At 60.5% G+C, this 12,220-nt stretch carries 12 protein-coding genes; 5 read left to right on the top strand and 7 right to left on the bottom strand.

Annotated elements, in window-relative coordinates; genetic code table 11:
- The first annotated feature begins 1 nt into the window (after position 1).
- Both PXH66_RS00140 and PXH66_RS00135 read left to right on the top strand, forming a co-directional pair.
- A complete protein-coding gene (locus tag PXH66_RS00140) occupies positions 2-1,093 on the top strand; it encodes a glycosyltransferase family 4 protein (RefSeq protein WP_330927619.1) in 1,092 nt (363 codons plus the stop codon).
- A 979-nt stretch (positions 1,094-2,072) separates the two neighbouring features.
- Complete coding sequence (locus tag PXH66_RS00135) at positions 2,073-2,354, top strand: HAD family hydrolase (RefSeq protein WP_345784014.1); 282 nt, start codon at positions 2,073-2,075, stop codon at positions 2,352-2,354.
- 46 nt (positions 2,355-2,400) lie between these two features.
- Here PXH66_RS00135 and PXH66_RS00130 read toward each other — a convergent pair whose 3' ends face one another.
- Complete coding sequence (locus PXH66_RS00130; RefSeq protein WP_330929239.1) at positions 2,401-2,913, bottom strand: hypothetical protein; 513 nt, start codon at positions 2,911-2,913, stop codon at positions 2,401-2,403.
- A gap of 215 nt (positions 2,914-3,128) precedes the next feature.
- On the opposite strand from PXH66_RS00130, the gene PXH66_RS00125 reads away from it, so the two are divergent.
- Positions 3,129-4,412 (top strand): transposase, encoded by a 1,284-nt coding sequence (locus PXH66_RS00125; protein WP_330932181.1) that lies wholly within the window; start codon positions 3,129-3,131, stop codon positions 4,410-4,412.
- A 349-nt stretch (positions 4,413-4,761) separates the two neighbouring features.
- Here the strand turns inward: PXH66_RS00125 and PXH66_RS00120 are convergent, their stop codons facing one another.
- From PXH66_RS00120 to PXH66_RS00095, 6 genes are all read right to left on the bottom strand, one after another.
- Entirely contained in the window at positions 4,762-5,118 is a 357-nt protein-coding gene (locus tag PXH66_RS00120) for a DUF6572 domain-containing protein (RefSeq protein WP_330932187.1), read from the bottom strand.
- Between the two features lie 75 nt (positions 5,119-5,193).
- Positions 5,194-5,442 carry a hypothetical protein gene (locus tag PXH66_RS00115; RefSeq protein ID WP_330932186.1) on the bottom strand — a complete coding sequence of 83 codons (249 nt, stop codon included), beginning with the start codon at positions 5,440-5,442 and terminating at the stop codon, positions 5,194-5,196.
- Between the two features lie 14 nt (positions 5,443-5,456).
- Entirely contained in the window at positions 5,457-6,005 is a 549-nt protein-coding gene (locus PXH66_RS00110; RefSeq protein ID WP_330932185.1) for a hypothetical protein, read from the bottom strand.
- A gap of 64 nt (positions 6,006-6,069) precedes the next feature.
- On the bottom strand, positions 6,070-6,453 hold the full coding sequence (locus PXH66_RS00105; protein ID WP_330932184.1) for a hypothetical protein: 384 nt from the start codon (positions 6,451-6,453) through the stop codon (positions 6,070-6,072).
- Between the two features lie 314 nt (positions 6,454-6,767).
- Complete coding sequence (locus PXH66_RS00100; RefSeq protein WP_330932183.1) at positions 6,768-7,085, bottom strand: hypothetical protein; 318 nt, start codon at positions 7,083-7,085, stop codon at positions 6,768-6,770.
- Positions 7,086-7,189: 104 nt separating this feature from the next.
- Positions 7,190-8,596 carry an IS701 family transposase gene (locus PXH66_RS00095; RefSeq protein ID WP_330932081.1) on the bottom strand — a complete coding sequence of 469 codons (1,407 nt, stop codon included), beginning with the start codon at positions 8,594-8,596 and terminating at the stop codon, positions 7,190-7,192.
- A gap of 943 nt (positions 8,597-9,539) precedes the next feature.
- Here PXH66_RS00095 and PXH66_RS00090 point away from each other — a divergent pair.
- Positions 9,540-10,484, top strand: coding sequence for a tyrosine-type recombinase/integrase (locus tag PXH66_RS00090; RefSeq protein ID WP_330932082.1), 945 nt, complete (start codon positions 9,540-9,542; stop codon positions 10,482-10,484).
- A gap of 8 nt (positions 10,485-10,492) precedes the next feature.
- Positions 10,493-11,593: an IS91 family transposase gene (locus tag PXH66_RS00085; RefSeq protein ID WP_330932182.1), complete on the top strand. Its 1,101-nt coding sequence runs from the start codon at positions 10,493-10,495 to the stop codon at positions 11,591-11,593.
- Positions 11,594-12,220: the final 627 nt, after the last annotated feature.

The following is a 12,220-nucleotide window of genomic DNA, read 5'->3' as shown; positions in this document are numbered from 1 at the left end:
GATGAAGTTGCTGATTCTGGCGCAAACCCCGCCTCCCCTCCACGGGCAAAGCCTGATGGTGCGCACGTTGTGCGACGGACTACGCGACACCGCGCCTGAGATGGAGGTCCATCACGTCAACCTGCCGCTCTCGGCCCACACCGCCGACATCGGTCGCTGGCGACTGGGCAAACTCGGGGTGATGTGGCACGCCATCCGCCAAACCCGCCGGATCCTGCGACGCCACGGTCCGATGACGCTCTACTACGTGCCTGCGCCCGGCAAACGCAGTGCGCTCTACCGCGATTGGTTGCTGATGTTCTGCTGCCGGGGACGCGCCGAACGACTGGTGTTGCACTGGCACGCCACCGGCCTGGGTCGCTGGTTGCAGGACCACGCCACCGCGTTCGAGCGCGCTCTCACCCGCCGCGCTCTGGGGCGAGCCGACCTGTCGCTCGTGTTGGGCGAGGCGCTGCGCGCCGACGCCGCCATGCTGCACCCCATTCGCACGGAAGTGCTCCGCAACGGCATCGAGGATCCCTGCACCACGTGGCAACGTCGCCCGCCCACACCGACTCCCCTCAACGTATTGTTCATCAGTCGCTGCTCCCGCGCAAAGGGCGTGCTTATCGCTTTGGCCGGCGTCGCCGAAGCGCATCGCCGCCGCCCTGGCAGCGTGCGATTGACCGTCGCCGGCGACTTCGAAGACGAGGCGACGGCTCGCGCGTTCAACGACATCGTCCGCCGCTCCGGCGCGCCGGTCGAACACGTCGGTTTCGCCGGTGACGAAGCCAAGCACAACCTGTTCAGTTTCGCCGACGTCATGGTCTTCCCTTCGCGCTACGAACATGAAGCTCATCCGCTCGTCGTGATCGAGGCCCTCGCCCACGACCTCCCCGTGATCGTGAGCAACTGGCGCGCCGTGGCCGAAAACTTACCGCCCGATCACACCTACGTGGTCAAACTCGACCGGGACACACCCCACGCCATCGCCGACGCGTTGGAGCAAGTCGCCGCCACGCCACGCCCCGACGGAGCAGCACGCCAACATTTTCTAAACCACTACCACCGCGACCGCTTCATCCAAGGCTTCACCCACGCTCTGGATACCTGACACCGCTCGACACCACCGACCGCGGACCGGGTGGAACCGGTCCCTCCGAGGAGAAACATAACGCAGCGGTCCCAAAAATCGGAGGGACGACTTCCACGTCGTCCGTCTCCAGCACGGCCCCCATCACTCACCCTTGGCAACGTCCGCGCCCGGGCGGATTGGCGTTAAAAACCTGATACCGCTCGACACCGAATTTCGCGTTCACCCGCGATAACGACACGAAGCACGATCGCCTCACCGCAGATGCCGATCGGCGAACGCCAAAAACTGCGCCCAGTCGTAAGCCGTCACATCATGCCCGCCCACCCTTCGCGCGTCCCGCTCGGTGAAAGCCATGCACTCATGGACTGATCTCTGCCCTGCTCTCGGATGCGAGGGCGGAGGGGCAGCACCGAGGCTGGAAGCCTCAGCCACGGCAGGGGCAGTGCTTGGTATCGTGGCCAAGGCATCCTGCCTCGGGGTTAACCAATGGGAATGGGAGCAAGATCGAGTTATCTCGTCACGTATCAACGCCGGTTGCGTGGAATGTTGATATATGACCACACGACCCCGCCGGACTGCCCCTCTTCAGGGCTCAGATTTAATCAAGGATCGACCCTGGCCGATTGGATCTCTGTCCGATTGGACCCGGCGACTCAAACTCCCCCCACGGCACGTGCAAGCTTCGCCCCACGCCCTTGACTTGCGGACCCCAACGCTGGCGGTCGTGGGAGACCTCGTCTGCTAATCTTCCTCCGCGCCTCGTTCTCGTTCCTCGTTCTTGTAATCCGTTCTCGATCTTTCCGATCGCCCTTCGTCCCGCTCGTTGGATACGTGACGATGGCCTGACCCCATCGAATTGCCCGGAGCGAAGGCAGAGGGGCAGCACCGAGGCTGGAAGCCTCGGTCACGGCAAGGGACAATGCTTGGCGGCTAAAAAAAGGGTCAATGGTATGAACCGGGGACATACCGTATTTGCGCGCACCTCGGGGTCGAACCGTTGCTGGCCGATGTCGTCGGAGCCGGGGATACCGACTGGCTCAAGCCCGAACCCCGCTTCGCGGCGTGGGCGCTCGCACGATTGGACGCGGCGGCGGCGGATACTTGCTTGGTCGGCGACTCACCGTTTGACGTCGCGGCGGCTCAGCAGGCCGGCATGGCCTTCGTGGGCGTAACGACCGGCACGCACACGGAAGCGCAGTTGCGTGAGGCAGGGGCCACCCACGTGGTGGCCGACTTGGCGTCGGTCGCGGCGGGGTGGGCACTCGAATCGAGCGGGTAGGGCGGTTTTGCGGCGATCGCCGGCGCCGGCTTCGGTGGCAACGCCGCTACTTGGCGTTGGTGTCGGCCGTGGCGGTGTCGAGTTTCCGATAGTCCCGGTAGAGTTCGCGCATGGCATCGGCGGCGGCGTCTTCAAACGCTTGGGAAAGCGTGAATCGATCCGAGCGATTCCAGGTTGTGGCGTGGCCGTTGAAGCTGCCGAGGTTGATCGACTGGCCATCAACCGTGGTCACTTTGGCGGTGAAGCGGCATTCGACGAAACCGGAACGACGACGTTCCCAATCGGAAAGGCGCACGGTCAGCAGCGGGATGCGGTCTGACACTTTGTCCAGGCGGTCGACGTGCGTGATACGACCTTCAAAGCCACCACGACGAAATGATTCCTGCAGCTGGGCGACCAAGGCATCGGCGATGTCGCTCTCATTCATGATATCAAACACCGTCGGGGTCTCGACCGTCACCTGCAGCCGCGGCATTTCGGTGCTCTTGGCCGATGCGACGGAGGAGAGAAGGATGGAAAACACCACGGTGGTGAAAAGGCGGAGGTAAGGAGTTTTCATAGTAAACTATGAGACGCGTGCCTGCCGCGGGAGTTGCCGAAATTGAGCGGTTTCGGGTGGATTCAGACCGCTTTAATAAACGTAATTTGAGAAAATTATACCTGCCCGGCATGCTACTAATAGGTGAATGAGGCCAAGAAAGCGGTCCCGGCAACGGGAGCGCGAGAGGTTGCGACCTTCCGCGTTTTGGTGTTACCGGGACCACGGAGTTAAGCATGAACAAACCAACGATCAATCCTGGCAGTGAGCAACTGCAAAGCCGCTGGCTCAATGTCTGCGTGGATGTCTCCAAGCAGAGTTTGAACTGGGCGTTTGAATGTGATGATAAAGGCCGTCTGGAGGAGGGCATCGTGCCCAATGCCAACACGGCGATCCCGGCGTGGTTGGATCAGATCAAGGCCCGTGCTAAGGCCTTGGGATTCACTCACGCCCAGGTGATTTGCGAACCCACCGGTGGCTACGAAAAGCGCCTTTTAAAACTCGCCCGCCAGCATGGTTGCATGACCGCGTTGGTGAGTGGTGAGAGCGTGCACCAGATGCAGGTGGTGCAGAACAACGATACCGGCAAGAGCGATTGGAAGGATCCGCGCACGATGCTGCTATTGGCCAAGTGGGGCAAGACGCTCACGGACCGGGAGCTCACCAGTCGGTGGCTGGCCCTGCGCGAACTGGGAGCCTATTACGATCGACTGGAGCGTGGCTGCACGCAGACCAAAAATCGGATTCACAAGACCTTGCTGCACCTGTGCAGCGAGTTGTCCTTCAAAAAGGACTGGTTATTTAAGAGCCGCGCGGCCGGGGTCGTGCTCGAGCTCTATGGGTTCAACCCGGCCTCGATGCTCGCGCCCGGGTGGAGCCGCTTCCGCGAGCGCCTGCGCCGGCGCAAGTTGTATCACTCGACGATCGCGCGACTGTGGCACGATGCCCAAGCCTGCGAGTTGTGCGTCGATGACGAGCTGTGGCGCGAGGAACTGAGCGCGCAATTGCGTGAGCACTACGCCGACCTACGCCTGGTCCAGCAACGCATGCAAGCCTGCCGCGACCGCATGATCGGGCTCCTCGAACAACTGCAGCGACACGAGGAAACCCGGCTGCAAGCGCACCCCGGCCTGATCAGTCCATTCCTATTAGCCCGGGTGCTCGCGGAGACCGGGCCACTCAACGAGTTTGCCAGTGTCAAACAACTGTTGCGCTACGGTGGATTGAACCTGCGTCCCCGCCAAAGTGGCTCGCAACGTGGACAGGATCGGCAAAGCAAAAAGGGACGCGCCCGCTTGCGCCACGTGCTCTCACAAGCGGTGCTCAAGCGCGTGGTGCGAGGGCAACTCTACGGCGAGTATTACCACGGCAAACGCGCCGAGGGCATGTGTGGAGCCAAGGCCATGACCGCGGTCGCGCGCAAGTTCCTCAAACTGCTCTACGGCCTGGAACGCAGCGCCACGACCTACGATCCGCAACGCGTGTTTGCCTGTGAATCGGCGACCCGGGCGGCGGCCTGAAGCCGCCTGACATCCTCACCTTTCCCACCCCACCCATGATCGAACCCTTACGCTAAAAACCTTTCCGGGGCCCGTCGGCAAGAGGGCCGCCAGTCGTTCGTCACGGCTTCGGCCGATGACCACCTGCATGTTCCCACCGCCCCTTCCGGCGGGACCCCGGTCACACCGCCGTTAAAGTATCCACCAGACTGGTCGACTACAGGCCAGATCATCGGATGAAGATCATCGCGGGTGCCCGGGATCCCCAACCCCACAAACCACTCCCATGAAACGGGCGGTGAATGGCTTCGCCCTCCACCGCTGGTCCCCGCCAGGGTTCCTGCTAAATAACGAGTTTTATCACTTGATACTACCTAAGGAAGATCGACTGGATCGGCCCTTCTTCTTCTGTGTGGTATCGGAAATGAAAACCGGCTGACTCGATCGCCTGTCTGGCGGTGGCTAGAAATCTCATCGCGTCGCCTTCAGGCGGAGCTACGCGGAAATAGACATCGATAAATACTTTCTTTCCCTTGGCGTCTTCGAACTCCTCCCAGATCTGACCGGATTCGATGAACGCGAGGTAGGAATTGATCTTCTCCTGGAGGGTAAACAGGTGCTCCTCCGGACTATCCCAATCAAGGTGGTCGGAAATGGTAAGCGCGACATCTCCAGTGTCTCGAAGGCGCCCGATCGCATCCACGACGTTTGTTTGGTCCACGCTCATTTAGTTCGCCGATCGATGACGGTCAGACAGGACCACTTGTGGTCCTTGTCTGCACCAGCTTGATAGGCCTTCTTCTCATTTGTCTTCGGCCTTTCGGACCGCAGAACGACGTCCTTTTTCTGTGGCAATCACCACGACTCCGCATTCGCGACAAAACTGGGCGGCGGACTTCTCTGAGGCATCCAAGAGCAGCAGGTCCTCTCCATCGTCGGTCTTCATCTTCAAATTCACAGAGCCGAATCCGAATACGACGAAATCCGAAGCGTTCTTCTTGAAAACTGATTCGCCGGAAATGAGGGGAGCATCACAGTTGGGGCACTTCATATTCTGCCTATCGCTTAAGCTGAGACAGGACCACTTGTGGTCCTTGTCTCCGGCGATTTGTTCGACTTTTTGATTACAGTCTGGAAGAAGGCTTTCATATCCTCTCTGCGGTAACCTCCGTGCCACGCGCGAGCAGGGATGAAGAGGTATCGAGCCGTATCAAGGTAGAGCAATACCCCACGCTCATCCAATCTTGCCCGAGGGACGATGTCCCAAGTGTGGCTGTAATCCTCCCGACTATCCCAAAGATGCGCCCCCCTTTCAGTGAGATGGACCGACAGCTTCTCTTTCCTTCCATTCCGGGCTGCTTTCCGGACGAGCCGCTCATAGAGAGGAATGGAACTGACCAAGATCAGACCGAGCGCAATCCCCAGAAAGCCAATGACCGGAAAGTTCATCCGAAGGGCGATAAAGCCGAAGATGGACGAAAGTAAAACCGCGCCTGCGAACATCGCCTTGCGTGCATGAGGGCTATGATGCCGGTGCATCCGATCAGCGATAACCGCATCGTCTGGCGTGAACTCAATTTCGGCCCGAAACTCCATTATCGTCGAACGATTCAAGTGAGACACGGAGGCCGCGCAGCGGCCGGAGTTGTCTCGACTGGCTGGTTGGACCTTTGATTTCTCACTGGTAGGTCACTCCGGGAATAAGCTCATCGAGATAAAGGCCGACATGCCTCGCTGAGGTCTGTCGGAGAAGATCGGTCGCTTGGATCACCGCTCCATATTTCGAACTCTCACGCACAAATAGGTGAATACGATCCGTCTTCTTTTCTTTCAGTAAACGATCAATGTAGGCGACCGATTCGGGATCTGGAATTCGCTCAGCACCGATGTGAAGACCGTCTGGCTCCAGAACCAACACGAGGCCCTCTTCCCGCAAATATGCCTCTCTTTCGCCGGTCTCAGTTCGAACGAGATAGAAACGATCATCGACTGAAAGCGGCAGCGGTGGGGTATTCCCGAATACCCCAACTGTCGTCAAAACTAGTATCGCGAGCGACTTCATGCTTGTTCGTCCAACGACTAAGCTGAGACAGGACCACTTGTGGTCCTTGTCTCCGGCGATTGGTTCAGCCTCTTTGGAGAATTCGATTCGTATCGGGGAAAGGAATACGATTTGGCGGGTTTCATCCTGGTGGTGGTTCGAATCGGAGAGCTCTCTTTTTGGGGAATCCGCTTCAGCGGCTCAATGCTTCTCTTCCGCTGCCGTTGATCGGTTTACTTCGAACGTCATTTTGCATCCTGATTTCAACTACGCTGAACGTTTGAAGTCAGACAGGACCACTTGTGGTCCTTGTCTGCACTGACTGGTTCGACTCCTTATTCGCCTGCTGGCACATACTCAAGCGTGATGGGTTTGAAGTGCCCCCAGATGCGAATGCCAATATACGATCCAATCCACCCGAAGAGGGAAAAGATCACTGAGAACAGGGGAGCCATAATCAACGCTGCGACTAATCCCATAATCCCCGTGACCGGGGATCCTGATACGGTAACCGTTTTCGCTCCAAATAGGGCGAGTATGCCGAAGAACAAAAACATCGGGCAAAAGACGGCGGAAGTCGCTAGGAACACCAGCTTGAACAGTGAGCCTGCTTTAATCCGACGCAGCCGGATTCTGGCGATGTCGGGAAGCACGAGGGTTGGTGGGGATTCACTCATAGAATTTTTCTGCGTCGAACGTTAGCGGTCAGACAGGACCACTTGTGGTCCTTGTCTCTGAAGTTTGGCGCGAGTGAGGCTTAATTATGGGAGTAGAACAGGGCGGAGGCGAGGTCGGTGGCGGGTTTATCCGATTTGTGGATTGGCCGGGTGCGAGAGCAGAAGTGCGATAAACTGTCCGGCCGTAGGTGGCGCGACCACAGTTCGACGCGCAGCTGGTTGATGAGCAGGCCAGTCGTGGCGCGGCGCGGGGGTTCACGACGTCGCCATTTGGCGAGGGGCACCGAGGGCGGCAGTCGATTCGAGCCGTAGGTTTTGTGCCCGGCGAGCAACAGGAGCGCATACGCGGCCACCGCGCAGGCGGGCTGGCGGCGCACCGCCTCGGGTTCGCGCAACTGCGCTTCGCTGACACCGAGCAGGTCCTTTTCGTCCTTGAAGTTGACCTCGATGTCCCAGCGCCAGAGGTATTCCTGCAAGATCTCTGCGAGCGGCACGTCCGCATCGGTGCAGATCAGGTAGGCGGGCTGCCGGTAGAGCAATTTGCCGCCTGTTTTCAATCGGTAGCCCAGGGGCGCGATCACGACCACCTGCACCAGCGTATCGACTCCGGTGATACGGGCGAGCACCGGCCCCTGGGTTTTGATCTTAAAGTCGTGACGCTTTGCGGCCGCAAAGGCCGACACCCGGGTCCACCCGACGGTGTCGTCCACGCGCAGCTGTTCGGGCGTGGGCAAGGTGTCGCCATACTTGCGGGGGCGGCCGTTCTTGCCGGGCTGCGCTGCGTAGGGCGCGTAGAGTTTGGTGTCCTTGCGCACCCGGCCGATCAGCACGGTGTTTTCCGGCAGTTGGCGCAGGAGGGTGCGGTTGGTGAAGCGCCCGTCGCTCACCCAGTGGATGGGCCGTTGGGTCGCGGTGCGCAGGTGCGCCATGCGTTCGGCGGCGACTTTGTTGATGTTGGCCTGTTTGCGCGCCTCCACATACGCCGCCTGCGCCTGGGCGTCGGCGTGACGCGAGGGCTTTTTGGGCAATGGAGCCTCTTGCCAGTCCACCGGCACCAGCCGGGCGGAGCCGTCGTCGGCGGGCATCGCGGCGCTGAACTGGAGCACGCGCTGGCCCCAGATGAAGTTGACGTTGAAGGGCGGACCGAGGGGGTCCTTGCGCCAGCCGCAGCCGGGGATGCACCGGCCGGTCTTGCGTGTGATGGAGTCGTCCAATGCGACCACCCAGGGCCGGGTGGCATCGGTGGCAGCCAGTGCCTCGGTGCGCACGTGTGCGAAGATCGGCTCGACCGGCAGGCGTTGCAGCAACCGATAATCCGCCGACCAGTCCCGGTGCTGGGAGCCAGCGGTGCTCAATGCACCGGTCACCGTGTGGCGGCCCAGGTTGAGCAACCCAGCCAGCCATTGCGTGCGGGCGCGCGCAAAGTCCTCGGGCAAGTCGAAGACCGGCGCGAGACCATCGAGCAGGGAATCGAACGCTTCGCTCAACGAGGCGTTTTTTTTACAGGGACCCTGTCGGGCGGGACTTCACGCCGGGAGACAATGAGGTGGCCCTTGTCGTGGATCGTCCACTCGACGGTCTCGCCTTTGGCGAAGTCCATCGCTTGAGCGATGGGAGTGGGGAAGTTGATATAGAACTGGGAAGTTTCCTTCCGCTGAATGCATTGAACTTTAGTTGGATAGCCCATGAAGATAACTAGTTTAATTACTAGATTAATGACAAGCCCTTTCCTCCCAAAAAACTAGTCGGTGCCAAACTTCAGAGACAGGACCACTTGTGGTCCTTGTCTGCACCAACTTGATGGGCCTTTTATTTCGGGGTAGGTTCACGATCGGGAAGATCGCCATGAAATAGCAGATGAGTGCGGCCATGGGCAACATAGTCTTCACTGGCTCTTTCGTCTCTGGATCAACTAATTCAGTCTGGAGACCAAGCCTCGCGTGAAAAACCATAACGCCGACCGCGACGAAACTGAGAATGAGAGACCACCAACCAATGGCGCTCCAAACTTCTCTTATCTTCGGGGCACGCAGGGGAAGCCCGACAAGTAGCGCCGCGGCTACGAATACACCGCTACAAATGGATGCCATGATCGCCTGGAAGATAAGCGAGAGAGCGCCGTCGTAAACCGTCAGCACCATCGCGACCATGTAGATGACCCAACCAACTACGAAACCGACGCCGCACTTGAGGAGGGTCTTTGCTATATCGCCCATCGTTATAGGTGAGACGCGATGGCCAGCGAACGTGAAATCGTGGCCGAGATTGAGGAGGAGCGATCACACAACGGCGGCCCTGGCCGTCGTTGTCTCGACCGGCTGGATGAACGAAGCCGCTGCGCGGCGCAGTGAGGAGTGAGGGGTATGACGTTCGGGACGCACGGCGGTTGACGATGTATTTTGGTCCGCCAATCGCAAGACTGGCGGTGCTATGTCCAAAAACAAATCCACCCGTAAAGGTCGCGACTTCCGTCGTGACGTCACCGAACAGTATCAATCGTTAGTGCGCTTCGATGAGATGCTCAAGCTGCGAAGCATGGCCTTCTCCACCCGCTCGGAGTATGTGCGCTACGTGCGCAAACTCGCGCAGCACGTGAAGCGCGATCCGGCCGAATTGAACGAGGCGCAGCTTCGCGCCTACCTGCTGCACCTCAAGGAGGTCCACCACTACAGCGGCAGCACGATGCGCACCGCCGTGTGCGCCATGCGCAACTTCTACGGCAAGTTGCTGGGCCACCCGTGGAAGCTGTTCGACCTGGTGCGCTCGCCCGATCGCAAAACCTTGCCCGCGGTGCTCACCCGCGCCGAGGTGGCGCGGTTGTTCGCGGCGATCACCGAACCTCGGTTTCGCACCATCCTGCGACTCATCTATGCGTGCGGGTTGCGTATCCGTGAAGCAACGACACTAGAGGTGACCGATATCAAGCGTGAGCCGTGCCGACTGCATCTGCACCACACGAAGGGGCAAAAGGAGCGCTACGTGCCGCTGCCCGAATCGATGCTCGAGGAGTTGCGCGCCTACTGGCGCACGCACCGGCATCCGAAGTGGGTGTTCCCTGGCACCGGTCGGGGCTGGCGCGAGGGGCCCGGTGCGCGCGAGCGCCTGGCTCTCGCGTCCGAACCGATGGGCGTGGGTTCGATCCAAAACTGCCTGCGGTTGGTCGTGCCGGTGGCCAAACTGCCCAAGGGCACCCACCCGCACACGCTGCGTCATTCGTATGCGACGCACCTGCTCGAAGAGGGCGTGAGCATCCGCTTGATTGCGCAGTTCATGGGCCACTCCTCCATTGAAACGACCGCCATTTACACGCATCTGACCGCCGTCAATGAAGCCGCCGCTCGCGCGGCGGTGAGTCGTTTGCTCGACGGCATTTAGTTAAATCCGTGTCGGCCTTGGCCGAGTGGCTCGGGGCGCAAGCCCCGGGCTACGCGTGCACGCATGCCATCAGCCCGGCGCAGCGCCGGGCGTTGGCGGCGATCGCGCGGTGTCGGACGCCCGAGATGGGCGGCCGCGTGTATCGCTGTGCCCACTGCACAAAGCACGACTTCGCCTACCATAGCTGCCATCACCGCTCGTGTCCGCGGTGCGGCGGGGCCCGCACGGCGGCATGGACGCAGCGCCAGCGGGACCGCTTGCTGCCGGTGCCATATTTTATGGTGACCTTCACACTGCCCGCACCGCTGCGCGCGATCTTCGCGGCGGAGCCGAAGGTGATGATCGACCTGCTCTTTGGCGAGTCGGCCCGCGCGCTGCAATCGATCGCGTCGTTGCCCAAACACCTCGGAGCCGATCTGGGCATGACCGGCGTGTTGCACACGTGGGGACGCCAGATGCAGTTGCATCCGCATGTCCACTTCATCGTGCCGGGCGGTGGTTTGGCTGAAGAGGGTTCCGCGTGGCGCCATACCCACAAACCCGCGTGGCTGATGCCGTCTGCACCGGTCGCGGCGCGCTTTCGCCAAGGCATGGCAGCGGCGCTGCGCGCCGCGTTGCCTTCGTGGCACGCGCAGGTGCCCGATTCCTGCTGGCGGAAAAAGTGGGTGGTCGACATCCAGCACGTCGGCTCCGGGGTCGCCGCGATCAAATACCTCGCACGTTACGTGCAGCGCACCGCCATCAGCGACGAGCGTATCCGTTCCATGGATGCTCAGTCGGTGCGCCTCGGCTACCGCGACAGTGCGAGTGGTGAGCACAAGGAGTGCACGTTGGAGGCGGGTGAGTTCATGCGGCGATACTTGCAGCACGTCTTGCCCGCCGGAGTCCATCGTGTGCGCCACTTCGGCTGGGAGCACCCGGCGGCGTGGCGGCGACGGCGGGTCGTCGAGACCTTGCTCGAAGTGGAGATCGTCGTGCGCCCGAAGCAGGCCGAAGACGTGGTGCAGTGGCACCTGGTGTGCCCGCATTGCCAAGCCGAGTCGTTGCGCTGCGTCGGCACCCTGCCACGCGTCGCGCGTTCGCCGCCGTTCGTCTCACGGGCCGCATGAAGACTGCCATCTCCAATGATTATTCACGCAGGAATCCACCGCTCGTCGCGGTGGACACGCGACGGCGCGCCTGCATGGCGCGCAAATCACGCTACGGCGTATCTAGCGCACCACTACGCGTGACTAAATCCGCCAAAACAACCCGGAGAAAGTCAGAAACGTGCTTCGAGGAACACCGAACGGGTCAGCGGCGGACGGCTTCGGCTCTGCGCTCAATAACCCGCTCGAAATACAAAACGCATAAGGCGTAGGCACCCACGCCTGACCTTGCTTGGGGCTTGTTCATCAGGAGTCAGGATGTCGGCTTCGCGACATCCAAACTCTCAGGGTTCGCCCTTCTTTTTCGGACGTATGAAGTGCTCCGAATCCTGAATCCTCGACTTTCATTTTGTGCGGTGGAGTGGCTCTTCTCTGCGGTGGAGTGGGTTTAAGGGAACGTCGGGAATCGATCGCACTGTAGTAACTTCCGGCGAACGTCGGAGCTCAGACGCGGAGGCCGCGCAGCGGCCGGAGTTGTCTGAAGCGATTTGATGGATCAATTTTCATATCTTGGGTGATGGGAACGCAGGTGGAATGGGGTAAATTTCTGGCTTCTTTCAGGCTGACGGTTTTCTGCGGCGGAGTGGT

This window comes from Synoicihabitans lomoniglobus (assembly GCF_029023725.1).
GTDB lineage: Bacteria > Verrucomicrobiota > Verrucomicrobiia > Opitutales > Opitutaceae > Actomonas > Actomonas lomonigloba.
The sequence above is the reverse complement of the archived record's forward strand: the minus strand, read 5'-3'. Positions and strand labels throughout refer to the sequence as shown.

Bases quoted from the DNA above. Each gene is read 5' to 3' on its own strand.
- PXH66_RS00140 (WP_330927619.1), top strand. From the start codon at position 2: ATGAAGTTGCTGATTCTGGCGCAAACCCCGCCTCCCCTCCACGGGCAA.
- PXH66_RS00130 (WP_330929239.1), bottom strand. From the start codon at position 2,913: ATGAAAACTCCTTACCTCCGCCTTTTCACCACCGTGGTGTTTTCCATC.
- PXH66_RS00125 (WP_330932181.1), top strand. From the start codon at position 3,129: ATGAACAAACCAACGATCAATCCTGGCAGTGAGCAACTGCAAAGCCGC.
- PXH66_RS00120 (WP_330932187.1), bottom strand. From the start codon at position 5,118: ATGAGCGTGGACCAAACAAACGTCGTGGATGCGATCGGGCGCCTTCGA.
- PXH66_RS00115 (WP_330932186.1), bottom strand. From the start codon at position 5,442: ATGAAGTGCCCCAACTGTGATGCTCCCCTCATTTCCGGCGAATCAGTT.
- PXH66_RS00105 (WP_330932184.1), bottom strand. From the start codon at position 6,453: ATGAAGTCGCTCGCGATACTAGTTTTGACGACAGTTGGGGTATTCGGG.
- PXH66_RS00090 (WP_330932082.1), top strand. From the start codon at position 9,540: ATGTCCAAAAACAAATCCACCCGTAAAGGTCGCGACTTCCGTCGTGAC.